This is a genomic window from Mesorhizobium robiniae (genome assembly GCF_040545535.1).
Lineage (GTDB): Bacteria > Pseudomonadota > Alphaproteobacteria > Rhizobiales > Rhizobiaceae > Mesorhizobium > Mesorhizobium robiniae.
The window spans coordinates 99,029-120,211 of sequence record NZ_JBEPMC010000015.1; the positions used below are offsets into that span (position 1 = coordinate 99,029).

At 61.8% G+C, this 21,183-nt stretch carries 22 protein-coding genes and 1 riboswitch; of the genes, 10 read left to right on the forward strand and 12 right to left on the reverse strand.

Going from position 1 to position 21,183, the window contains the following annotated elements; genetic code table 11:
• Nucleotides 1-20: 20 nt before the first annotated feature.
• Together ABID19_RS30410 and hisC are read right to left on the reverse strand one after the other, a co-directional pair.
• Nucleotides 21-956 carry a prephenate/arogenate dehydrogenase family protein gene (locus ABID19_RS30410; RefSeq protein WP_354494278.1) on the reverse strand — a complete coding sequence of 312 codons (936 nt, stop codon included), beginning with the start codon at nucleotides 954-956 and terminating at the stop codon, nucleotides 21-23.
• A 4-nt stretch (nucleotides 957-960) separates the two neighbouring features.
• The gene (hisC, locus tag ABID19_RS30415) at nucleotides 961-2,070 is read right to left on the reverse strand and encodes a histidinol-phosphate transaminase (protein ID WP_354494279.1); all 1,110 of its coding nucleotides are present in this window, start codon (nucleotides 2,068-2,070) and stop codon (nucleotides 961-963) included.
• A gap of 128 nt (nucleotides 2,071-2,198) precedes the next feature.
• Nucleotides 2,199-2,276: riboswitch (SAM riboswitch) on the forward strand.
• A 120-nt stretch (nucleotides 2,277-2,396) separates the two neighbouring features.
• Between hisC and metX the strand changes: the two genes are divergently transcribed.
• The 4 genes from metX to ABID19_RS30435 all read left to right on the forward strand — a co-directional run bounded on the left by metX (nucleotide 2,397) and on the right by ABID19_RS30435 (nucleotide 6,472).
• Complete coding sequence (gene metX / locus ABID19_RS30420) at nucleotides 2,397-3,566, forward strand: homoserine O-acetyltransferase MetX (RefSeq protein WP_077372941.1); 1,170 nt, start codon at nucleotides 2,397-2,399, stop codon at nucleotides 3,564-3,566.
• 34 nt (nucleotides 3,567-3,600) lie between these two features.
• A complete protein-coding gene (gene metW / locus ABID19_RS30425) occupies nucleotides 3,601-4,215 on the forward strand; it encodes a methionine biosynthesis protein MetW (RefSeq protein WP_354494280.1) in 615 nt (204 codons plus the stop codon).
• 12 nt (nucleotides 4,216-4,227) lie between these two features.
• Nucleotides 4,228-5,331, forward strand: coding sequence for a glycosyltransferase (locus tag ABID19_RS30430; protein WP_354494281.1), 1,104 nt, complete (start codon nucleotides 4,228-4,230; stop codon nucleotides 5,329-5,331).
• A 208-nt stretch (nucleotides 5,332-5,539) separates the two neighbouring features.
• Nucleotides 5,540-6,472: a glycosyltransferase family 2 protein gene (locus tag ABID19_RS30435; protein WP_354494282.1), complete on the forward strand. Its 933-nt coding sequence runs from the start codon at nucleotides 5,540-5,542 to the stop codon at nucleotides 6,470-6,472.
• A gap of 36 nt (nucleotides 6,473-6,508) precedes the next feature.
• Here ABID19_RS30435 and ABID19_RS30440 read toward each other — a convergent pair whose 3' ends face one another.
• Nucleotides 6,509-8,335 (reverse strand): ABC transporter ATP-binding protein/permease, encoded by a 1,827-nt coding sequence (locus ABID19_RS30440; RefSeq protein ID WP_354494283.1) that lies wholly within the window; start codon nucleotides 8,333-8,335, stop codon nucleotides 6,509-6,511.
• Nucleotides 8,336-8,454: 119 nt separating this feature from the next.
• Nucleotides 8,455-9,231, reverse strand: a complete 777-nt coding sequence (locus tag ABID19_RS30445; RefSeq protein ID WP_354494308.1) for a class I SAM-dependent methyltransferase — start codon at nucleotides 9,229-9,231, stop codon at nucleotides 8,455-8,457.
• 217 nt (nucleotides 9,232-9,448) lie between these two features.
• Between ABID19_RS30445 and gloB the strand changes: the two genes are divergently transcribed.
• Entirely contained in the window at nucleotides 9,449-10,216 is a 768-nt protein-coding gene (gloB, locus tag ABID19_RS30450; RefSeq protein ID WP_354494284.1) for a hydroxyacylglutathione hydrolase, read from the forward strand.
• A gap of 23 nt (nucleotides 10,217-10,239) precedes the next feature.
• A complete protein-coding gene (locus ABID19_RS30455) occupies nucleotides 10,240-10,674 on the forward strand; it encodes a cupin domain-containing protein (RefSeq protein ID WP_354494285.1) in 435 nt (144 codons plus the stop codon).
• 42 nt (nucleotides 10,675-10,716) lie between these two features.
• On the opposite strand, the gene ABID19_RS30460 is transcribed toward ABID19_RS30455, so the two are convergent.
• The 4 genes from ABID19_RS30460 to ABID19_RS30475 all read right to left on the reverse strand — a co-directional run bounded on the left by ABID19_RS30460 (nucleotide 10,717) and on the right by ABID19_RS30475 (nucleotide 13,873).
• The gene (locus ABID19_RS30460; protein ID WP_354494309.1) at nucleotides 10,717-11,361 is read right to left on the reverse strand and encodes a TrmH family RNA methyltransferase; all 645 of its coding nucleotides are present in this window, start codon (nucleotides 11,359-11,361) and stop codon (nucleotides 10,717-10,719) included.
• 127 nt (nucleotides 11,362-11,488) lie between these two features.
• Entirely contained in the window at nucleotides 11,489-12,169 is a 681-nt protein-coding gene (locus ABID19_RS30465) for a lysoplasmalogenase (RefSeq protein ID WP_354494310.1), read from the reverse strand.
• On the reverse strand, nucleotides 12,169-13,056 hold the full coding sequence (gene yddG, locus ABID19_RS30470; RefSeq protein WP_354494286.1) for an aromatic amino acid exporter YddG: 888 nt from the start codon (nucleotides 13,054-13,056) through the stop codon (nucleotides 12,169-12,171). Before yddG ends, ABID19_RS30465 begins: the two co-directional genes overlap by 1 nt.
• A 28-nt stretch (nucleotides 13,057-13,084) precedes the next feature.
• Nucleotides 13,085-13,873 (reverse strand): DUF3108 domain-containing protein, encoded by a 789-nt coding sequence (locus tag ABID19_RS30475; RefSeq protein ID WP_354494287.1) that lies wholly within the window; start codon nucleotides 13,871-13,873, stop codon nucleotides 13,085-13,087.
• A 256-nt stretch (nucleotides 13,874-14,129) separates the two neighbouring features.
• Between ABID19_RS30475 and rpmB the strand changes: the two genes are divergently transcribed.
• From rpmB to ABID19_RS30490, 3 genes are all read left to right on the forward strand, one after another.
• Nucleotides 14,130-14,426: a 50S ribosomal protein L28 gene (rpmB, locus tag ABID19_RS30480; protein WP_006328411.1), complete on the forward strand. Its 297-nt coding sequence runs from the start codon at nucleotides 14,130-14,132 to the stop codon at nucleotides 14,424-14,426.
• A 78-nt stretch (nucleotides 14,427-14,504) separates the two neighbouring features.
• Nucleotides 14,505-15,185, forward strand: a complete 681-nt coding sequence (locus ABID19_RS30485) for a queuosine precursor transporter (protein ID WP_354494288.1) — start codon at nucleotides 14,505-14,507, stop codon at nucleotides 15,183-15,185.
• Nucleotides 15,186-15,289: 104 nt separating this feature from the next.
• Nucleotides 15,290-15,991, forward strand: a complete 702-nt coding sequence (locus ABID19_RS30490) for a spermidine synthase (RefSeq protein WP_354494289.1) — start codon at nucleotides 15,290-15,292, stop codon at nucleotides 15,989-15,991.
• A 16-nt stretch (nucleotides 15,992-16,007) separates the two neighbouring features.
• Here the strand turns inward: ABID19_RS30490 and ABID19_RS30495 are convergent, their stop codons facing one another.
• The 4 genes from ABID19_RS30495 to ABID19_RS30510 form a co-directional block, all read right to left on the reverse strand.
• The gene (locus ABID19_RS30495) at nucleotides 16,008-17,039 is read right to left on the reverse strand and encodes an esterase-like activity of phytase family protein (protein ID WP_354494290.1); all 1,032 of its coding nucleotides are present in this window, start codon (nucleotides 17,037-17,039) and stop codon (nucleotides 16,008-16,010) included.
• Nucleotides 17,036-18,934, reverse strand: coding sequence for a cobaltochelatase subunit CobT (cobT, locus tag ABID19_RS30500; protein ID WP_354494291.1), 1,899 nt, complete (start codon nucleotides 18,932-18,934; stop codon nucleotides 17,036-17,038). The genes ABID19_RS30495 and cobT overlap by 4 nt, the downstream gene beginning before the upstream one ends.
• Nucleotides 18,935-18,945: 11 nt before the next feature.
• Nucleotides 18,946-19,932: a cobaltochelatase subunit CobS gene (gene cobS / locus ABID19_RS30505; RefSeq protein WP_354494292.1), complete on the reverse strand. Its 987-nt coding sequence runs from the start codon at nucleotides 19,930-19,932 to the stop codon at nucleotides 18,946-18,948.
• Between the two features lie 123 nt (nucleotides 19,933-20,055).
• The gene (locus ABID19_RS30510) at nucleotides 20,056-20,685 is read right to left on the reverse strand and encodes a J domain-containing protein (protein ID WP_095485929.1); all 630 of its coding nucleotides are present in this window, start codon (nucleotides 20,683-20,685) and stop codon (nucleotides 20,056-20,058) included.
• 194 nt (nucleotides 20,686-20,879) lie between these two features.
• Between ABID19_RS30510 and ABID19_RS30515 the strand changes: the two genes are divergently transcribed.
• Nucleotides 20,880-21,182, forward strand: a complete 303-nt coding sequence (locus ABID19_RS30515) for a BolA family protein (RefSeq protein WP_354494293.1) — start codon at nucleotides 20,880-20,882, stop codon at nucleotides 21,180-21,182.
• Nucleotide 21,183: the final 1 nt, after the last annotated feature.

Genomic DNA, 21,183 nt, shown 5'->3' on the forward strand with positions numbered 1-21,183 from the left:
CGGCCGGCGGTCGAGACAGGCTACTGCTTTGCGGGGTGCTCGACCGCTTGCCGGCCAAAATCCGGTACGTCGATGTCCTGGCCGGCCTCGATGATCGAGCGGCGGACGGCGCGGGTGCGGGTGAAGAGGTCGAACAGCTTTTCGCCGTCGCCCCAGCGGATCGCCCGCTGCAGCGAGGCCAGATCTTCCGAGAACCGCGCCAGCATTTCAAGGATGGCATCCTTGTTGTGCAGGCAGACATCCCGCCACATGGTCGGGTCGGAAGCCGCAAGGCGCGTGAAGTCGCGAAAGCCGGAGGCCGAATATTTGATGACCTCGGACTTGGTCACCGATTCCAGATCGTCGGCGGTGCCGACGATGTTGTAGGCGATGATGTGCGGCAGATGCGAGACGATGGCCAATGTCATGTCGTGATGCTGGGGATCCATCGTGTCGATGTTGGAGCCGCAGCGGCGCCAGAATTCCGAGAGTCTTTCCAGTGCCTCGGGATCGGTGCCGGGCAACGGCGTGAAAATGCACCAGCGGTTTTCGAACAGCTCGGCAAAGCCGGCATCCGGACCCGATTTTTCAGTGCCGGCCAATGGATGGCCGGGAATGAAGTGCACACCGTCGGGCACATGCGGCTCAATCTGCGCGATCACCGACGCCTTGGTCGAGCCGACATCGGTGAGGATGGCGCCCTGCTTCAGCGCCGGTGCGATTTCCTCGGCGACCTCGCCCGAAGAGCCGACCGGCACCGAAACGATGACCAGGTCGGCATCGCGAACCGCCTCTTTCGCGTCCATCGTGTAGGAGGAGCCCAGGCCGAGTTCCCTTGCCCGCGCCAGCGTCGTTTCGCTGCGTGTCGAGATGGCAACGTGGCCGGCAAGGCCTTCGCGCTGGATGACGCGGGCCAGCGACGAGCCGATCAGGCCGATGCCGACCAGCGCGATCTTTTCGAACATCGGTGATGTCATTGTCTCAGCTTTTCAGAAATGTCGCGAGGGCGGCGACAACGCCGCGATTGGCCTCTTCGGTGCCGATGCTCATGCGCAGTGCATTCGGGAAACCGTAGCCGGAAACGCGCCGCAATATATAGCCGCGCGCGGAGAGGTAGTCGTCCGCAGCTGCCGCTGAATGCTCCTTGTCCTCGGGAAAGTGGATGAGGACGAAATTGCCGACGCTCGGCGTCACCCGCAGCCCGAGCTTGGTCAATTCCTCACTCACCCATGCCAGCCAGGTCTCGTTATGCGCCACGCTGCGCTCGACATGGGCGCGGTCGCGGATCGCGGCAATGCCGGCCTCGATCGCCGTCGCATTGACGTTGAAGGGACCGCGCACGCGGTTGATCGCGTCGATGATATGCATCGGCGCGTACATCCAGCCGATCCGCGCGCCGCCGAGGCCGAGCTTGGAGAAGGTGCGGGTCATGACCACGTTTTCCGCGCTGCCCACCAGTTCGACGCCGGCTTCATAGTCGTTGCGGCGGACATATTCGGCATAGGCGCCGTCCAGCACCAGAAGCACGTTTCGAGGCAGGCCGGCATGCAGGCGGCGTACCTCCTGGAACGGCAAATAGGTGCCGGTCGGGTTGTTGGGATTGGCGAGGAAGATGATCCTGGTGCGCGGCGTCACCGCAGCGAGGATCGCGTCGATGTCGGCGCGCTCATTGGTTTCCTTGACCGACACCGGGACAGCACCTGCCGACTGGATGTAGATCTTGTAGACCATGAAGGCATGTTCGGTGATGACGGCTTCATCGCCGGGCGCGAGATAGGTCTGCGCCAGCAGGCCCAGGATCTCGTCGGAGCCGTTGGAACAGACGATGTTGGCTGGGTTGAGGCCATGCACCTCGGCGATCGCCTCCCGCAGGCGCCTTGCGGTGCCGTCGGGATAGATGTCGAGTCTGGCCGCAACGTCGCGAGCGGCCTCTATCGCCTTCGGCGATGGGCCGAGCGGGTTCTCGTTCGAGGACAATTTGTGGACCTTGGCGACGCCGGCCGGCGCCGTGCTTTTGCCCGGCACATAGGCTTCGATATCCAGTATCCCCGCGCGGGGCGTTGGACGTGCCTGATCCGATGCCTGGTTCATACTATAAAAATCCGTCGAGAACGCTTCCGCCTGGAAAGCCGCAGCGGAAATACAAGCCGTGGCCCGGAATGTCGAGAGGCGTGAGCGGCTGGCCGTTGACGCCGAGGCGCGCCGGCCCTAGAAGAGGGGCGAAATTCCGTGGTGATTTGGCCGGTCGGCTTGCAGCCACGTTAAACAACTTGCTAAAGGGCCGTTTGCATCCTGTAACCGGCTTTGCGAAGGCAATGCCGGTTTTTGTTTGTCCGCTGCCGGCCGGACAATCGCATCGACGCGAAAATCGGTTCCGATTTTCGGAAACGCGCGATGGGTTGATGTAAGAGGATGCTATGGTCGCGCTGCGCACTAAGAGAACCAACAACGAGGCCGACGAGCCGTCGAGCCCCGTGTTGCGTTTTGGTGCCGACAAGCCGCTCAAGCTCGACGCCGGCACTCTGCTGTCACCGTTCCAGATCGCCTACAAGACCTACGGCACGCTCAACGACGCCCGCTCCAACGCCATTCTCGTCTGCCATGCGCTGACCGGCGACCAGCATGTCGCCAGCACCAATCCGGTGACCGGCAAGCCGGGCTGGTGGGAAGTGCTGATCGGCCCCGGCAAGATCATCGACACCAGCCGCTTCTTCGTCATCTGCTCCAACGTCATCGGCGGCTGCCTCGGCTCCACCGGCCCTGCCTCGACCAATCCTGCCACCGGCAAGCCCTACGGGCTCGACCTGCCGATCATCACCATCCGCGACATGGTGCGGGCACAGTTGATGCTGGTCGACCATTTCGGCATCGAAAAACTGTTCTCGGTGCTCGGCGGCTCGATGGGCGGCATGCAGGTGCTGCAATGGGCGTCGAGCTATCCGGAGCGCGTTTTTTCGGCGCTGCCGATCGCCACCGGGGCGCGCCATTCCTCACAGAACATCGCCTTCCATGAGGTCGGCCGGCAAGCGGTGATGGCCGATCCGGACTGGCATGGCGGCAAATATTTCGAACAGGGCAAGCGTCCGGAAAAGGGACTGGCCGTGGCGCGCATGGCCGCTCACATCACCTATCTGTCGGAGGCGGCCCTGCATCGAAAGTTTGGCCGCAACCTGCAGGATCGTGAAGCGCTAACGTTCGGTTTCGACGCCGACTTCCAGATCGAGAGCTATTTGCGCCATCAGGGCATGACCTTCGTCGACCGCTTCGATGCCAATTCCTATCTCTATATGACCCGGGCGATGGACTATTTCGACCTCGCCGCCGACCACGGCGGGCGGCTGGCCGACGCCTTTGCCGGCACCAAGACCCGTTTCTGCCTGGTCTCCTTCACGAGCGACTGGCTGTTTCCGACCGAGGAGAGCCGCTCGGTCGTCCACGCGCTGAACGCGGCCGGCGCCTCGGTTTCCTTTGTCGAGATCGAGACCGATCGCGGTCACGACGCCTTCCTGCTCGACGAGCCGGAACTGTTTGCCGCCATCAACGGCTTCATCGCCTCGGCGGCTCGAGCCAGGGGGCTCAGCGCATGACGCCCGAGGATTGCAGACTTTTTGGACCGGCATCATGAGTGTCAATCACGCCCAGCGCGTCGACCTCGAAGTCGTCGCCGATCTCATCCCGGCGCAGTCGCGGGTGCTGGATGTCGGCTCTGGCGATGGCCTGCTGCTCGAATTGCTGCAGGCGACGAAGCAGGTCGACGGCCGCGGGATGGAACTGTCGCAACGCGGCGTCAACGAATGCGTGGCGCGCGGCCTGTCCGTCATCCAGGGCGACGCCGACAAGGACCTCAAATTCTATCCCGCCAAGGGTTTTGACTTCGTCGTCTTGTCGCAGACCTTGCAGGCGACCCGCAACCCGAAGCTGGTGCTCGACGAGTTGCTCAGGATCGGCAAGCACACCATCGTCTCCTTCCCCAATTTCGGCCATTGGCGGGTGCGCCTTTCGCTGTTCCTCGACGGGCGGATGCCGGTGACGAAGGACCTGCCCTATTCCTGGTACGACACGCCCAATATCCACTTCTGCACCATCCGGGACTTCGTCAATCTCTGCGACGAACTCGGCGCAACGGTGGAAAAGGCAACCGCGCTCGACGCCAATGGCCAGAGGATCGGCCTCTCGATGCCGTGGTGGTTCTGGAATTTCTTCGGCCAGCAAGCGGTGTTCCTGCTGAAGCGGTAGCTCGCTCCAAGGATGACAGTGTTTCTTGATCGGCAGGCGTTGCTATGTATAACTAACTCCGAACCGGTATCGTCGCGAGCCGCGCCGAACAAAGTGACCTCTGATAAAGTTTGCGGTGTAAAGATGGTTGAAGAACAGCCAACTTATTCCCTCGTTGTGGAAATGGAGAACGCCAAGTCGATCGACTGGGACGAGATCGGCGTTGGGTTGACTGCTTTGGCTCGTGAAATCGCTGCGGTTTCCCCAGCTGGTTTTGCAAGGCCGCGAGTTGTCATTTCTCACGGCGGGCGAGACTCGGACGCTGCCTCGCTGCGCAGCAGTATCTCAAATGAGGCGCCACAGTTGGAACAGGTTGCCGACCTGATCTTCACCGCTTGTCCAGGCGGTCGATATTACGAACTCAAGAACAACGGCATCCTGTCAACCGATGGAGACATCGTCATCTTCATCGACTCGGATACCGTGGCAGAATCGGGCTGGCTTCCAACTCTTCTTGACCCGTTTCAAGATCCTAAAATTACTTGCGTGAACGGATATACATATCTTTCGCATGATGATTTCTTTTCAAGGACGTTCGCCCTGATTTGGTTTTTCCCTATGCCTCAGGGCGACGCAAGATTTGCTTCCAAGCGAGCTATAAACGCCAATAACAGTGCTTTTCGGCGCGACTGGATTGTCAATCATCCCTTTGCGAAAAACAATGGATTCAAGGTTTCCTGCACTTTGCTAACGCATGAACTTCGACGTGAAGGCCACAAAATTCTGAACGTCAACGCACGCGTCTATCATTACTCGCCACGTGGTTGGCGGTTCTTTTACTGGCGCGCTTTGGTAACGGGCCGCGATGCCGATCGGAAGTTTGTGGAGCTGAAGTCGCCCAGCCGTACGCAGCGGATTGTGAAATCGTTCAGCCGATGGTTCACCATGTCGTGGCGCACAACGCGACGCATAACCGGCCATGCCCGCCAGACAGGCATGCCGCTCTGGCAAATTCCATTCTCCCTGATTGTCGGTCTGGCATTCTACAGTTTGGCGTTTTGGGGCCAACTCAGTTTCGCTGCGGGTCTCGTTGGCGACGAAATCGAAGTCGTGCCTGACTATGTCGGACATAGTTAGGTACCGCTGCGTTCGTGGTTTCGGTCGCTTCCTTGAATCCGTCCGCCGGCAGTGAACTCCCGGCGTATGGGTTCCGCCTCAATAGTTTGTGATGACATGATCGCTTCTTTTTTGTAGCGTCGAATCGAACGCAATCCTGGGACGGGCATGATAGGCGATCGGCTAATCCATTCGATGGCTGCGGAACGCGGGGCATAACTGAGGCGATATGCCCGAGACGGACCCCGCTCCCCTCATCACGGTGATCACGCCCACCCACAACCGGCGCAGCAAAGTCTTGCGTGCCGTGGAGAGCGTGCTTGCGCAGAACTTCACCCGCTTCGAGCACATTGTTGTCGACGACGGCTCGACCGACGGCACGGAAGCGGCGCTGACTGCCATTCGCGACCCTCGCCTCATCTATGTCGGTGCGAAATGGCGAGGCGCCAACGCCGCTCGCAATGCCGGGATCGAACGGGCGCGGGCACCTGTGGTGACATTCCTGGATTCCGACGACGTTTACTTGCCGAACCGGCTGGAGCGGACGCTGGCGTGGTTCGACGAGAATCCGACGCTTGACGTCCTCATCAGTTCGTTTGTTTCCCTGAAGGGCGACCGCAGCACCAACTGCATCAACCGCGGCGCGTTCCTGACCCGGAACACGCTGGAAAGGGCGTTGGTCGCGCAGACGATCTTCATAGCCGGATCGGCGATTACCGCCCGGCGCGAGGCGTTGCTGGCGATTGGCGGCTATGACAGCGACATCGCACGGATGCAGGATCGCGAATTGCTGTTGCGCTTCGCCGGGCGCAGTGGCGCGCAACTGTCCGAAGAGGTCGACTGGAAAAAGTACAATTCGGAGAATTCGATTTCACGACAACGCGACGGCTATGTCGAAGCCTACGCAAACCTGATCTGCAAACACCCCTACATCATCGACCGCTATCCCGATATTCCACCTTACATGATTGCACGGCAGATCATCGCCGATACGATAAAGGGCAGGATTTCCCAGGCATTTGCCGGCTACCTGGCCAATCGGTCGTCGAAAGCGCTCGGCTATTCGCTGCCACAGCTGTTGCGCGGCTATGTCGGCGGCCGGCGCTGGCGTCGTGATCTCTACGACGAATTCCGCGCCAAATATGGCGCGCGGCCGGCCTGAGCCAAACAGAGCCCATTACGGCGAAACAAAACCTGATTACTTCCCTCGATGGGCTGCGACAACAGCCGGAGGCGGTTCGATCGCGCCGGCCCTGACACGGACTGGCTTGAGGGCGGGCCGTTCGACGTCCTTCACGATGGCCAAGGAGCGCGGAAAGAACTCAATGTCATGCTGGCCACGACCGATATTGAGGATCGCGGCATCGGCAAGACGTGTCTCCAGCATCGACAGCACCCGCCTCAGCGTCGCGCCGTCGAACGTGTCCAAGGCCTCGTCGATAATGACCCATTTCGGCTGCCGTAAGACCAGCCGGGCAAAGGCAAGCAGGCGCTGTTCGTCTTCGCTCAGTTCACGCTCCCAGCGCGCGGAGCGATCGAGCGAGGACGACAGACGCTCGAGGCCGACCTCGGCAAGCACAGCCGATATCTCGGCATCGCTGACCGCGGCATTGGCGTGGTCAAGCACCTCGCGCAGCGTGCCGAGCGGGAAATAGGGCTTGCGGGGAACGAAGGCGGGCACCTCTCCGGCCGGCATGCCTATCCGCCCGCTTCCCCACGGCCAAAGACCGGCAATGGCACGAAAGAACAGCGTCTTGCCGGCACGCGGATCTCCGGTGATCATGACGCGCTCGCCGGCGCGGATTTCGACATGGGGCTCGGCGAGCTTCGTACATCCATCCCGCGAGGCAATTTCCAGTTTCTCGAATGTCAGCCTGCCATTCGGATTTTCGCCGATCTTGATGCGTTCTTCGGTGTCGTGCAGCGCATCGGTTTCGACAAGCGCGATGCGGAAATCGGCGACGCGCATCAGCGTGGCGCGCCAATCGGCGATACCGCTGATGTTGTTGATGAACCAGCGCAACGAGGAATGCACCTGGTTGAAGGCGCCGACAGCCATCATCAGCCCGCCGAAGCTGATGTCGCCGGCGAAATAGACCGGCGAGGCGACAAGGATCGGCGCGACGACAGTGATCCAACCATAGGTATCGGTCACCCAGGAAAGATTGATCTGGGCGCCATAGATGCGCCGCATCGCGCCCAGCACGGTGCCGAGGTCGAGTTCTAGCCGTTGTCTCGCGTCGGCCTCGCCATGCGCAAGCGCGATGGCGTCGACATTCTCATTGACGCGGACCACCGAGGAGCGCAGCTCCGCTTCACGCGTATAGCGGTCGCTGTTGAAGCGGATGAGCGGCCGTCCGACCAGCCAGCTCAGCCAGGAGGCGGTGCCGGCATAGAGGATCGCGGCCCACACCATGTAGCCCGGAATGGCCAGCGAATAGCCGCCAAAATGGAAAACGAAGCCCGAAGACAGCGACCATAAGACGCCGACGAAAGAAACAAGCAGAATGGACGACTGCAACAACCCTATGCCGAGGCCGGTAGAAAGGTCGGAGAGGTGCCCGGCGTCCTGCTGCAGGCGCTGGTCGGGGTTGACGCCGATGGCTCCGGCGTTGGCAAGCCGGAAGGCGCGAGCCGGCCGCATCCATTCGCCGATCAGATCGAGCGTCAACGCCTCACGCAGCTTCAGCCGGATCGTCTGGTCGAGCCACGTCTGGCCGACATTGAGCACCACAAGCCCGCCGGCGATGCCGGCAAAGATCATAAGCTGGTGCAGGAAACCCTGCATGTCGCGCCGCGCCAGCGCGTCGTAGAACGGCTCGTTCCAGCGATTGAGCAGAACCTGCCCGATAGAGGTTGCCACAATGACGGCGACTATGCCGACGCAGGCCCAGAGCAGTTGTTTGCGGATCGGCGAGGTCGTCAGCGCCAGCCTGATCGTCGCCAGTTGGTCGCGCAGGCTGCTGGCCTCGATCGACGTGGTGACCGTCTTGGCGCTGGCCTCGACATCCAGGTGATCAGCCATTGGTGAGGTCCTTGAATTCGGAAGCGGTGCTGAAACCGGTGAACAGGTCGATTCAATCGGGTGGCGAACCCGTCCTCGACAGATAGGTAAGAAAAAGCGCAATTCCGATCACGAAAATGTCATCGGCGGGCCGGCAATGTTGTGGTCTCGGTCCGCGATATGCGGCCGAGCCTGGTGGCGCCATGCGGCGAGAAAACCGGTACGAAGACGCGGCGAGAGGCACGCTGCGCGACCGGCACGCCCTGATAGAGACGCTTCTGTGCCTCGACCACGATGACGCCGGAAAAGATCGGCCAGAACCTGCGGCCGGCGCGCTCCAGCACATTGTGGAACTGCATCATGAAGCGTCGCCGTGACGGCGGGAAGAACAGGGCATCGGACCATGCAGCGGGCGTGAAGTTTGCTTCGCGCAGCAATTCGGTGAGCTGGCCGCGCGAGAAAGGCCGGCCGCTGCCGAACGGCGTATGCTCGAAACGGGCCCAGACGCCGCGCCGGTTGGGCACGACGATGACGACGCGCCCGGCGGGCGACAGCACCCGCCAGATTTCGTTCAGCGTCTCACGTGGGTTCTCCGCATGTTCGAGCGAATGGACGAGCAGCATGCGGTCGATCGAGGCATCGACCAGCGGCAATTCCTCATCGAAGACCAGCGCGGTCGCGGTCGGCCCGGTTGCCGGCCAGACCACCGCGCCTTGCGTCGCCGGCATGAAGGCAAAGACACGCTCCGCATCGGTGCCGAACCGCTCCAGCCACGGCAAGGTGTAGCCAAGGCCGACCAGCCGCTCGTTGGGCACGACAGCCCATATCGAGGACAGCGCCATGGTGATCGACCGTTCGGCCAATCGCCCGAGCGTGGTCGAATAGAAGGAGCGAAGGTCGACGATATCGGAATGCATGCGCGGGACGGTATCTTCGATGCCGTTCAAGTTCAACAAAGGCGCCAAGTTCTACAAAGGCGGATGACATCCACGAGCAAGCGCCCTATGTCTGCGGCGACAACTACATCGCCCTAAATCGGTTTCGATTTCGGGGAAGCACGATGCAGCCGATAAAACGTGTTAGAGCGCCCTTTGTCGTCCAATTGGACGCACGGCGCTGCAGTGGAGAGACGCCATGCCGGTTGAGATCGAACAGTTCATGTGCCGCAGCGACAATTTCGGTGTGCTGGTGCATGACCCCAAGAGCGGCCAGACGGCGATTATCGACGCACCCGAGGAGGCTCCGATCCTGGCTGCGATCGAGCGCACCGGCTGGACGCCGACGATGATCCTGACCACGCACCACCATGTCGACCATGTCGAGGCCAATCTGGCGCTGAAGGAACGTTTCAAGCTGCGCATCGTCGGACCGGAGGCGGAAAACGCCAAGATCCCCGGCATCGACGAAACCGTCGAGCAAGGCTCGGTCATCCACCTTGGCGAGGAGAGGATTGATGTGATCGCCACGCCCGGCCACACGGCGGGCCATGTCTCCTATCATCTGCCAGGGTCGAAAGTGGCGTTCACCGCCGACACGCTGTTCGCGCTCGGCTGCGGCCGGCTGTTCGAATGCAAGCCGCCGGTGATGTACGAGTCACTGAAGAAGCTCGCGGCACTTCCGGCCGAAACGGTCGTCTATTGCGGCCATGAATATACGCTTTCCAACGCCCGCTTCGCGCTGACCGTCGACCCGACCAATTCGGCGTTGAAGGAGCGCGCCGCGAAAATCGAGGCGCTGCGCGCCAACGGCAAGCCGACGCTGCCGACCACGATCGGCGAGGAATTGTCGACCAATCCGTTCCTGCGCTGGCACGATCCGGCAATCCGCAAGCATCTCGGCATGGAGAAAGCCTCCGATGCTGAAGTGTTCGCCGAGATTCGCAAGCGCAAGGACAATTTCTGAGCGTCGTCGACGGTCGGGAAATCGTGACCACCTCCGCCGAAATCATCGCAACGCTCGGCTTGAAACCGCATCCGGAAGGCGGCTGGTATGCCGAGACCTTCCGCGATGGCGTGGAGGGCGCGCGCGGCCATTCGACGGCGATTTACTTCCTTTTGGAGCAAGAGCAACTGTCGGCTTGGCACCGCGTCAAAGACGCGGCCGAAGTCTGGCATTTCTATGCCGGCGCGCCGCTGGCGCTGTCGATGCATCAGGAAGACGGACCGGTGATCGAGCAGGTGCTCGGCACGGCACTGGCGGCGGGCGAGCGGCCACAGATCGTCGTGCCGGCAGGCTGGTGGCAGTCGGCACGCAGTCTGGGCGAGTGGACGCTGGTCGGCTGCACCGTGGCGCCAGGCTTCGATTTCGCCGCCTTCGAGCTGGCAGAGCCGGACTGGGAGCCGGGCACACCCCAGGGTTAAAACCCAATCGCTTCGAACGACGAAATCCGACCCTTAGCCCAGCTAAGTCTCTGGAAGGAGAACAGTGGGCAACGGAGTGGAGCGCTCCCCCTTTCGGTCGCGTCGCCTGTACATGCTTTGATATTCGCGCCTCTGCTTTGTGATTTCGTACAAAACGATCCCTGAACTCGTTCCGAGGTTAAGGCTTTCGATCATCCCGAACATCGGAATGCAGACGCACATCTCGCTTCTTTCGACAGCCAGATCGCTGATACCAATCGCTTCGCTGCCGAACCAGACTGCGAGTTTGGCATGAGCCGTGTAGTCGCCTTCGTGAAGGAAAATACTGGCCTTGCCTTTCACATGCGGCGATGTGGCGATCGACTTGAATCCTTTTCTTTCGAGATGGCCGAAACACTCATCGGTGCTGTCGAAACGCTTTACGAACGTCCATTTCACCGCGGAGACAGAGGTCTTTGACACCGATCTCCGACCACGCAAATCCTGCCAGTCGTCGGGGAGGGATCGCCGAGGGTCGACTACATAGACCTTATCGACACCTAAGGCATTCACGTTCCGGATCACTGTTCCGATATTCTTCACATCAGTCGGATTCTCCAAGACAGCGATCAGATGCTTGCAGCGAAACGGCTTAATTTCATCGGCACGCTTGCGGACCGACCTCTTCGATTCAGCTTTTTCTTCCATAGCCACCTCAAACGCTCCCTTGACGTCAATGCCTGTTCTGCAAACCCGATGCAACCCGGGCATGCCAAACGCGAAGCGAGCAGCGTCGTCCGCTTACCACATGGCAGCCAGCCGAGTGAATTTTGACCTAGGCTGAGCCGTGTTTCAGCAGGAAGCCGAGAGTGATCCCCAACTGGGCAGGGTAATACAGCGTCCAGACCGCATAGCGCATCCAGACGCGGTGCGGCGAGATGGCGGGCGCCAGGAATTTTTCCGCGGCCAGCAGTCCGTCCGACGCCATGAACAGCACGGCGCCGCCGATGACCCAGAAATTGCTCAGCGTGAGTGCTGAAATCCCCATGGCAAGGATTGCCGCGATATAGACGCTGACCGGAAGACGCAGGGCGGGACCGACACGGCGCCAGAGCGCAAAAACCATAGCGAGCGCGAACACGATCATTACCACGGCGATCGCCGCGCGCCACGGCTCGGCCGAGAGCAGCCCGATCCCACCGCCGGAACGCAGGAACAGCGCGACGTAAAGCCCATGCGCTAGGAGAAAACTGGTCAGCCCGCCGAGAAAGGCTTTCTCACCGTCGCACGACAGGAATGCGTCGCCGATGGCGCTGAGCGCTAGTGCAGCGACGAGCAGCCATGGACCGCCCTCCAGCGATGCCAGCACGGCAAGCATCGCTACTGCCAGCGTCTTGACCGCAGAACGCGCAAGCGTCGGCGGCATGTCGATGGTGAAGGCGTAGATCACCGCCGCGACCAGCGAAAACAGCAGCGTCGCATTGGCGTTGGCTTCGATGCCGCCGGGAAACGGCATCACGCCCCGGCCTCGCCCGTCGCCTGCTTGCGCAAGAACAGCGATTTCGCCGCAAGCGCTGCCCCGCCGGTGATGAGCACGCAAGCTGCGAGGATGCGCAGGGACGGCTCGGCGAAACCGGCTGATATCAGCACCAGCGTCGACAGCAGCGGCGCGGCATAGCTCGCCGCGCCCAGCACCTGGATGTTGCCGCGCTTGACGCCGATATCCCAGGCGTAGAAAGCCGCGCCCACCGGCATCAGCCCGAGGCCGAGCACGGCCAGCCACTGGCCGGCGCCGACAGGCAGCACCGTCTCTTCCAGCATGAGATGGCAGATAAGCGAAAGCGCTGCCGTAGCCGCACAGAACCAGGTGACGATGCTGGTCGGCACCGACGGAAAGCGCCGCGACAACAGTGAATAGGACGACCACAGCACGGCGCAGACGCCGGCCATCGCATAGCCGAAGGAATAGCGCGCATCGAAGGCAAGCCCGCCGCCCTTGGTGACGATCAGGAAAGTGCCGGCAAGGCCGAGCAGTGCGCCGACGACATGGTTCCAGGCCAGCCGCTCGCCCGGCATCAGCGCCGATCCGAGCACGATCAGCAGCGGCCACAGATAGGCGATGAGGCTTGCCTCCACCGCTGGCGCATTGCGCAGCGCGGTGAAGTAGAAGAAGTGGTAGCCGAACAGGCCGGCGATGCCGATCACCCACACTCGGCGCGGTATCTTCTCGCTCCTGTCGGCGGCCGGCATGAACAACCGCGCGACCAGCCCGACGCCTGTGCCGATCGTGAAGGTGATCGCCGAAAGCAGGAACGGCGGCACCGCGCCCGATGCATCCGTAAGCAGCGCCAGCAGCGCCCACATGGCAACCGCCGAGAAGCCGATCAGTGTTGCGCGCCCCATGTCCGTCTCCGGCGGCGCGCGATCGCGCCTATTCTGTTGCTTCGAACCGCTCCGCGCTGACGGTAAGAGTGCCGATTTGCGTTGTGACCGTGGCGTGGATCGGCGCATATAGGCCGGTTTGGCCGACCGGTGCAAACGTCACCATGATACGGCTGCGATTCTTCAGATAATTCAGGGCCTTGCGGTTCTTGCGGTAACCCGCCACCGGCTCAAAACCCATCCTGCAAGTGACGGTGTCGCCCTTGTAGCCGCGCACCGATGTCGAGCCCTTCGAATCGTAGGTCAGCGTCAGATTGGCGCGCATCTCGCCGTCATAGAGTTTCACCGTGCGCCCGCAGACCTTGTCGAGACTGTCGGCATGGATGACGGTTGCCGCCATGGGATCGAGCACCGATGACAGACCGCTGGCGGCCAGCGCTATCCAGTTCTTCGGATTGCGCTTTTTCGGTTCCGGCACAACCTTGGTCGAGGTGACTACGCCATTGGCGAACTGGATGTCGATCATCGATGCTTTCTTGCCCGACTTGTAGTCGGCGCGGAACGCCTGCGGTTGCAATTGCTTGCCCGAAATCTTGCCCTTTGACGAAATCGTGCCACGCGTGTCGTCGAACATTGTGGCGAGGCCGGCGCTGGAGACGCTGCCGTCGATCGAATAGCTATCGCCTTCGTAACTGCTGGAAAAGCTCGCCTTGGCCACCGAGAGGCCGAGTAACGACACCGTATATTCACCCTTGAAAGATTGTAGGGTGGCGGCAGACGTTGCCGTCGGCAGCGCGGCGGCAAGCATGGCAGCAAGAGCATGAGACAAACGAAGCATGGCGGGGGATCGGTCCTCGATTTTCGGCTGGAGAAAGGCAAATCCGGCCTGGCATCTCCCTGTGTGACCGCTTATAGGCTGAATTCCGGCCTTTATGTGAAGGCAGTGTCAGACAGCGCGGAAGCCGGAGCTTGACGCATCGGCGAAATGCAACTATGGAACGCCAACTTTTTCCATAAGGCCGCCTGACCGAAACCGCGCGCCACCCGGCGCGGGTCGAATGTTTGGCCCGACCGAGAACTGAAGGTTTAGAACCATGTCCCGCACCTGCGAACTCACTGCCAAAGCAGTCATGTCCGGCAACAATGTGAGCCACGCCAACAACAAGACCAAGCGTCGCTTCCTGCCGAATCTGGTCAATGTGACGCTGATCTCGGAAGCGCTGAACCAGAATGTGCGCCTGCGCATTTCGGCCAATGCGCTGCGTTCGGTCGAGCATCGCGGCGGCCTTGATGCGTTCCTGGCCAAGGCCGACGCCAAAGAACTGTCGCAGCGCGCGCGCCTGCTGAAGAAGCAGATCGCCAAGAAGCTGGCCGAACAGCCCGCCGCTTAATTCAGGCGGCCGCCTTCCAAGGAGTGTCGTCCGAACACGGCATGACACCCCGCTGGTTCCATTACCCAGGATAAAAAAATGCGTTTTTCCTCCCGATATCTACCCTTTGTTGCGGCCATGGCGCTTGTCGTCGTGGCGTCGAACGTTCTCGTGCAGTTCCCGGTGCAAGGTGCGATCGGCGGCCTCTCGCTGGCCGACATCCTGACCTGGGGCGCCTTCACCTATCCCGTCTCCTTCCTGATCACCGATCTTGCCAATCGCCGTCACGGTCCGGCCGTAGCACGCCGGATCGTCTTTATCGGCTTCTCGACGGCGGTGATCTGCTCGATCCTCGTCCCGCCCCTGCTGTTCCGCCACGGCCTGATCGAATTTGAGACGGCCGCCGACCGGCTGGTGCGCATTGCGGCGGCTTCAGGCGCGGCGTTCCTGATCGCGCAATTGCTCGACGTGACCGTGTTCAACTGGCTGCGCCGGCAGAGCTGGTGGCGCGCCCCGATCGTCGGCACGCTGGTCGGCTCGGTGTTCGACACCGCCGTGTTCTTCACCGTCGCCTTTTCGGCGGCGTTTGCCTTCGCTGGCCCAAACGATGGCTTCGCGCTCGAAACCGCACCGTTGATGGGCGTGCTGCCGGTCGAGACCATGCGCTGGGTGTCGTGGGCGCTCGGCGACCTCGGCGTGAAGCTGATTATCGCGGTGGTGGCGCTGATCCCCTACCGGCTGCTTGCCGCACGCTGGAGCCAGCCGGCAGTGGCGGCATAGGGCATGGGCCCGAAGCGAAGGCCCGCGTCAGCGAAAACTGGGAACCGGTTTTTGCTATCGCTGACCTTCGGCTCGGAAAATATCGTGCTCACAGGTTCTCGAGCATGATCCCATGGGTCCAGCTCGACACCGCGAAAACGCCTGACGGCGAGCATGAGCTTCGCCTGAAACAACGCGGCGCCGAATTCTCGATCATGCTTGGCACCAACGAGCTGATGAACAGCCGCCTCAGCGGCTCCGAGGAGGCGCTGGCCAGGCTGTCCTGCCAAAAGATTGCCGGCCGCCGGCAATCCAAAATCCTGATCGGCGGGTTGGGCATGGGTTTTACGCTGCGGGCGGCCCTTGCCGAGCTCGGCGCCGATGCCGGTGTCATTGTTGCCGAGTTGGTTCCAGCCGTCGTGGCGTGGGCACGCGGCCCGATGGCGGCGGTGTTCGGCGGTTGTCTCGACGATCCGCGCGTCAGCATTCGCGAGGCGGATGTTGGGCAACTCATCAAGTCAGGCGCGGCAAGCTATGACGCCATCCTGCTCGACGTCGACAACGGTCCAGAAGGGATCGTCCACAAGGCCAATGATGCTCTTTACAGCATAACCGGGCTGAACAGCGCGAGAGCAGCGCTCAGGTCTGGCGGCGTTCTGGCGGTCTGGTCGCAGGGACCCGACAGCGGCTTTACCCGCAGGCTCAAACAGGCAGGCTTCACGGTCGAGGAGGCCAAGGTAAGGGCCAACGGCAAGCGCGGGGCGCGCCACATCATCTGGCTTGCCACCAACGGACCCCAGGCCGCAGTAGCCGGCGCGAAGCTTTAGACTGTACCGCCGCCTCTCAATCCTCGTGCAGGATGAATTCCAGGTAGAGATTGCGCTGTAGCATCGAGTGGTTGTCGTCGGAGATCAGTGACACCATCACCGCGCCGTCATCGCGGGTCCAGACGTCGAGCCCTTCCATGTTGTCGATCTGGTAGGCCATGTCGGCTTCCATCAGCACCGGCCCATCGGCAACGGCGCCCTTCTCGACGCTCTCCCCATAAATGCGCCTCAGCCGCATCTTGACGCCGCCGGCCATCGAAAAGCTGCGCTCCAAAAGCAGAAGGTCGCCATCCGGCAGGAACGCCCCGTCGGTGATGTCGAAATCACCGTTGCGCTTGACGGTGAAGACGCCCTTGTGCGGACCTTCGATGACAGCCGCATAGATGTTGCCCGATTTGTGGAGGCTCTTCTCCGAGACCACGACCAGCCCGCCTTCGTGTTGGCCGTTAGGATTGGCATAGGTGACGGTCTCGAAGCCGCGATTCTGGCGGAGTTCCCAGGCCGGAACCAGGAAATCCAGCTGTCTGAACGGCGGCTTCATGTCGTCCGGGTCGATGCTGAACTGCGCGACACGGTGGTTGCGCTCGAAGCTGACCGTGGCAATGCCGTCCTTGACCGCAAGGCCTTCGGCGTCGACGTCCCATTTCTCGTCGGCCAGCTGGCCTGATGCGTCGACCATTTGCTGCATGCGGAAATTCTGTATGCCCGATGGGCGTTTTTCGGCATCGTGGGTAATCGTGCCGAAAAACCAGAAACCGGTATCGGCTACGCCGATGAACTCACTACCGGGCTTGACGAAGCGAAACGCCGACAGAGCGCCGAAATCGCGTGACGGCGACGTCATTTCCAGCCCGCCGACGAATTCGAGCGGGCCAAACTGCTTTTCGTCCCGGCCGATATGAAACCGGTTTATCGGCCGTGCCGAGATTTCGACCGGATCGACCGAAACCGGTTCGGCGGCGATGGAAGGCGACAAGTCGATGTCGGCAACGAACAACGCTGCGGCGGCGAAGAGCGTCTGCCGAAAGCCGCCCCGCGAAAAAATCATCCGGCGCGCCGCATGCCGCCGCGTCGCGTGTCCCGCGCGCTTTCCTCGCCAAACAGCGAAGCGAGCTGCTCGGTCATGGCGCCGGCCAGTTCCTCGGCGTCGACGATGGTGACGGCGCGCCTGTAATAGCGGGTGACGTCATGGCCGATGCCGATGGCCAAGAGCTCGACCGGCGAACGCGTCTCGATCAGTTCGATGACGGCGCGCAGATGCCGTTCGAGATAGTTGCCCGGATTGACCGACAGTGTCGAATCGTCGACCGGCGCGCCGTCCGAGATCATCATCAGGATCTTGCGCTGCTCCGGCCGGGCGATCAGGCGGTTGTGCGCCCACAACAGCGCCTCACCGTCGATGTTTTCCTTGAGCAGACCCTCGCGCATCATCAGGCCGAGATTGCGGCGCGCCCGCCGCCACGGATGGTCGGCGGATTTGTAGATGATGTGGCGCAAATCGTTGAGCCGTCCGGGATTCGGCGGCTTGCCTTCCTTCAGCCATTTCTCGCGTGCCTGTCCGCCCTTCCAGGCACGGGTGGTGAAGCCGAGGATCTCGACCGAGACGCCGCAGCGCTCCAGCGTCCGCGCCAGAATGTCGGCGCAGGTGGCGGCGACGGTGATCGGCCGGCCGCGCATCGAGCCCGAATTGTCGAGCACCAGCGTCACCACCGTGTCGCGGAATTTGGTGTCGCGTTCCTGCTTGAAGGACAGCGGCTGCATCGGGTCGATGACGACGCGCACCAGCCGCGCCGGATCTAGATAACCCTCTTCGAGATCGAAATCCCAGGAGCGGTTCTGCTGCGCCATCAGGCGGCGCTGCAGCCGGTTGGCCAGCCGGCCGACGACGCCCGACAGGTTGGTGAGCTGCTTGTCGAGAAAGGCGCGCAGCCGATCCAGCTCTTCCTCTTCGCAAAGGTCCTCCGCACCCACCGTCTCGTCGAAGGCGGTGGTGAAGACCTTATAGTCGATTTCCTTCGACAGATTGGTGAAGGGATTGTCGTTACGGCGCGCCTCGCCGGGCGTCTCGGCATCGGCGTCGTCATCGTCGGACAGGTCGTCGGCGGTGGCATCTGATGCCTCCGTCTCGGCCGATTGCTCGTCGTCGGACGACGCCTCGGTGTCATCGGACTGCGACTGCTCGGAGCCGGAATCGTCCTCGCCGCCCTCCTCGCTTTGCTCCTCGCCTTGCGGCTGGTTGTCGTCATTGTCCTCGGAGTCTTCGGTCTCCTGGTCGTCACCGAGTTCCTCGGCCATTTCCATGGAAGCCAGCATCTCGCGTACGACACGGGCGAAGGCCTGCTGGTCGTCGAGCTTTGCCGACAGCCCGTCGAGATCGGAGCTGGCCTTCTCCTCGACCCACGGGCGCCAGAGGTCGACCAGCCGCTCGCCGCTCTTCGGCACGGCGCGGCCGGTCAGCTTTTCGCGCACCATCAAGGCCAGCGCCTCCTCGATCGGCGCGTCGGCCTTGTCCTTGACGTCGATGAGGTTGGCCTTGGCGTATTTGTCCTCGAGCATCGAGCCGATGTTGTCGGCCACGCCTTGCATGGCGCGGCTGCCTATCGCCTCGACGCGGGCCTGCTCGACCGCATCGTAGATCGCGCGGGCCTGCTTGCCCTCCGGCGCCAGCCTGGTGTGAATGCGCGTGTCGTGACAGGCGCGCTTCAGCGCCATGGAATCACCGAGCCCGCGGGTGATAGCGATGTCGGCCTTCGACGCTTTCTTCGGCAGTTCCGGCAGCCGCGCCCGGCTGCCGGCGAGCGCCGGCCGATCTTTGGCGAAACCGACTTCGAGGTCCTTGTCGCCGGCAATCGCGCGCATACAAACGGTGACGGCGCGTTTGAAGCTGTCGGCTTCAGAACCCGTCTTCGACTTGTTGCGCGTGTTGTCGCCCGGACCCGCCATAGAGACTCTGCTTAGCCCAGCACCACATTGGCGGCCGATTCAGGCAGATCTTCGCCGTAGGCGCGCTGGTAGAACTCGGCCACGAGCGAGCGTTCCAGCTCGTCGCACTTGTTGAGGAAGGTCAGCCGGAACGCCATGCCGATATCGCCGAAAATCTCGGCATTCTCGGCCCAGGTGATGACCGTGCGTGGGCTCATGACGGTCGAAAGGTCGCCGTTGATAAAGGCCGAACGCGTCATGTCGGCGACGCGCACCATCTTGTTGACGATCTCCTTGCCCTTGCCGTCGCGATAGTGCTTGGCCTTGGCCAGCACGATGTTCACCTCATTGTCGTGCGGCAGATAATTCAGCGTGGTGACGATGGACCAGCGGTCCATCTGCGCCTGGTTGATCTGCTGGGTGCCGTGATAGAGACCGGTGGTGTCGCCCAGCCCGACCGTGTTGGCGGTCGAAAACAGCCGGAACGCCGGATGCGGGCGGATGACCCTGCTCTGGTCGAGCAGCGTCAGCCGGCCGGACGATTCCAGCACGCGCTGGATGACGAACATCACATCAGGGCGGCCGGCATCGTACTCGTCGAAGCACAGCGCGACATTGTGCTGATAGGCCCATGGCAGGATGCCGTCGCGGAATTCGGTGATCTGCAGCCCTTCCTTGACGACGATGGCATCCTTGCCGACGAGGTCGATGCGGCTGACATGGCTGTCGAGGTTGACGCGCACCATAGGCCAGTTGAGGCGGGCGGCGACCTGCTCGATATGCGTCGACTTGCCGGTGCCGTGATAGCCCGACACCATGACGCGGCGGTTGTAGGCGAAGCCGGCGAGGATCGCCATCGTCGTGTTCTTGTCGAACAGATAGTCCGGATCGATGTCGGGCACGTGCTCTGATGTCACCGAGTAGGCCGGCACCACCATCTTGGATTCAAAGCCGAATTTCTCCTTCACCGACACGGTGGTGTCGGGCAGGTTGGCGATGTCGCGATCGACCTTGTTCATCACTATCAACGTCTCCACGGGCGAAACGCCTGATTTCGCCGGCAATCGATTTTGTTCGGGGGCGGTCTTAAAGCCTTTTCCAACCTTATGAAAGTTGGAAAACGACACGAACCGTAAGGTCGCTCAGCACAATCCTGCTTGCTTGAGCACGCGATAGGCCTGGAGCACATCGCGGAACCGGTCTTCCGAACCTCTGTCGCCGCCATTCGCATCCGGATGGTGGCGTTTCACCAGTTCCTTATAGCGCGCCTTGATGTCCTTGCCAGTCGCCTTTGTATCAAGGCCAAGCGTTTCCAGCGCCTTGGCCTCAAGCGGCTTGGCCTTGCGCTCGCGCACCTCGCGCGGATCCTTAGGACCTTTGAACAGGTCGAACGGATCGCGCATGCGGTTGTAGTAGCCGGCGCGGCCGGAACGCTGCTGGGCGAAATCGGGCGAAGAGCGCGTCGAGGCACCATTGACGCCCATCTTCCATGTCGGCCGGTGACCGGTCATTGCTTCCTTCTGGAAGCGGGCGATCTCGGTGTCGGGGACGCCGGAGAAATAATTGAAGCCCTTGTTGTACTCCCGCACATGATCGAAGCAGAACTGAAAATACTCGCCCTCCTTCATGCGCCCGACCGGCGCGCGATGGGTGCCCGCCTCCTTGCAACCATCCCACTGGCAAATCGGCGAGCGCGACTTCAGCTCCGCATCCTTCTCCGGGCGGATGCGAATTTTTTCGAAATATTTGGGGTACGGTTTCATCTCACCCATTTATGGGTTGTTCGCTGGCGCGAAACAAGAATTGACATTTTCGCGATGATCGCCCTAACCGCTGAATCGCGGCATAAAGCGGGCGATCGGCGAATTTTGTCGCGGCGGCAGTATTGCGCATCCTCCGGGACGCGCAAAAGGGTACCGATTTTCGGGGATCACGCGCCAGCCATATGTGGTGAAGGAAAGTACGAATGTCCATACAGTCAACGATGGAAAGCAAGCTGAAGAAGGCGTTCTCGCCGGAGCGGCTGGCCGTCATCAACGAAAGCCATCTCCATGCCGGTCATCATCATCTGGATTCCGGCCATCACGCCACCTTCGACGGCAGCGGTGAGACGCATTTCCGCGTCCGTATCGTCGCGCCCGCCTTTGCCGGCATGAGCCGCGTCGAGCGCCATCGCGCCGTCAATGCATTGCTGGCCGAAGAGTTGAAGGCCGGTGTCCACGCGCTGGCGATCGAGCCGGCCGCGCCGGACGAAAAGACCAGGTGGTAGT

Coding starts and splice junctions, on each gene's coding strand:
- ABID19_RS30410 (WP_354494278.1), bottom strand. CDS start 956: ATGACATCACCGATGTTCGAAAAGATCGCGCTGGTCGGCATCGGCCTG.
- hisC (WP_354494279.1), bottom strand. CDS start 2,070: ATGAACCAGGCATCGGATCAGGCACGTCCAACGCCCCGCGCGGGGATA.
- metX (WP_077372941.1), top strand. CDS start 2,397: ATGGTCGCGCTGCGCACTAAGAGAACCAACAACGAGGCCGACGAGCCG.
- metW (WP_354494280.1), top strand. CDS start 3,601: ATGAGTGTCAATCACGCCCAGCGCGTCGACCTCGAAGTCGTCGCCGAT.
- ABID19_RS30430 (WP_354494281.1), top strand. CDS start 4,228: ATGACAGTGTTTCTTGATCGGCAGGCGTTGCTATGTATAACTAACTCC.
- ABID19_RS30435 (WP_354494282.1), top strand. CDS start 5,540: ATGCCCGAGACGGACCCCGCTCCCCTCATCACGGTGATCACGCCCACC.
- ABID19_RS30440 (WP_354494283.1), bottom strand. CDS start 8,335: ATGGCTGATCACCTGGATGTCGAGGCCAGCGCCAAGACGGTCACCACG.
- ABID19_RS30445 (WP_354494308.1), bottom strand. CDS start 9,231: ATGCATTCCGATATCGTCGACCTTCGCTCCTTCTATTCGACCACGCTC.
- gloB (WP_354494284.1), top strand. CDS start 9,449: ATGCCGGTTGAGATCGAACAGTTCATGTGCCGCAGCGACAATTTCGGT.
- ABID19_RS30460 (WP_354494309.1), bottom strand. CDS start 11,361: ATGGAAGAAAAAGCTGAATCGAAGAGGTCGGTCCGCAAGCGTGCCGAT.
- ABID19_RS30465 (WP_354494310.1), bottom strand. CDS start 12,169: ATGCCGTTTCCCGGCGGCATCGAAGCCAACGCCAATGCGACGCTGCTG.
- yddG (WP_354494286.1), bottom strand. CDS start 13,056: ATGGGGCGCGCAACACTGATCGGCTTCTCGGCGGTTGCCATGTGGGCG.
- ABID19_RS30475 (WP_354494287.1), bottom strand. CDS start 13,873: ATGCTTCGTTTGTCTCATGCTCTTGCTGCCATGCTTGCCGCCGCGCTG.
- rpmB (WP_006328411.1), top strand. CDS start 14,130: ATGTCCCGCACCTGCGAACTCACTGCCAAAGCAGTCATGTCCGGCAAC.
- ABID19_RS30485 (WP_354494288.1), top strand. CDS start 14,505: ATGCGTTTTTCCTCCCGATATCTACCCTTTGTTGCGGCCATGGCGCTT.
- ABID19_RS30490 (WP_354494289.1), top strand. CDS start 15,290: ATGATCCCATGGGTCCAGCTCGACACCGCGAAAACGCCTGACGGCGAG.
- ABID19_RS30495 (WP_354494290.1), bottom strand. CDS start 17,039: ATGATTTTTTCGCGGGGCGGCTTTCGGCAGACGCTCTTCGCCGCCGCA.
- cobT (WP_354494291.1), bottom strand. CDS start 18,934: ATGGCGGGTCCGGGCGACAACACGCGCAACAAGTCGAAGACGGGTTCT.
- cobS (WP_354494292.1), bottom strand. CDS start 19,932: ATGAACAAGGTCGATCGCGACATCGCCAACCTGCCCGACACCACCGTG.
- ABID19_RS30510 (WP_095485929.1), bottom strand. CDS start 20,685: ATGGGTGAGATGAAACCGTACCCCAAATATTTCGAAAAAATTCGCATC.
- ABID19_RS30515 (WP_354494293.1), top strand. CDS start 20,880: ATGTCCATACAGTCAACGATGGAAAGCAAGCTGAAGAAGGCGTTCTCG.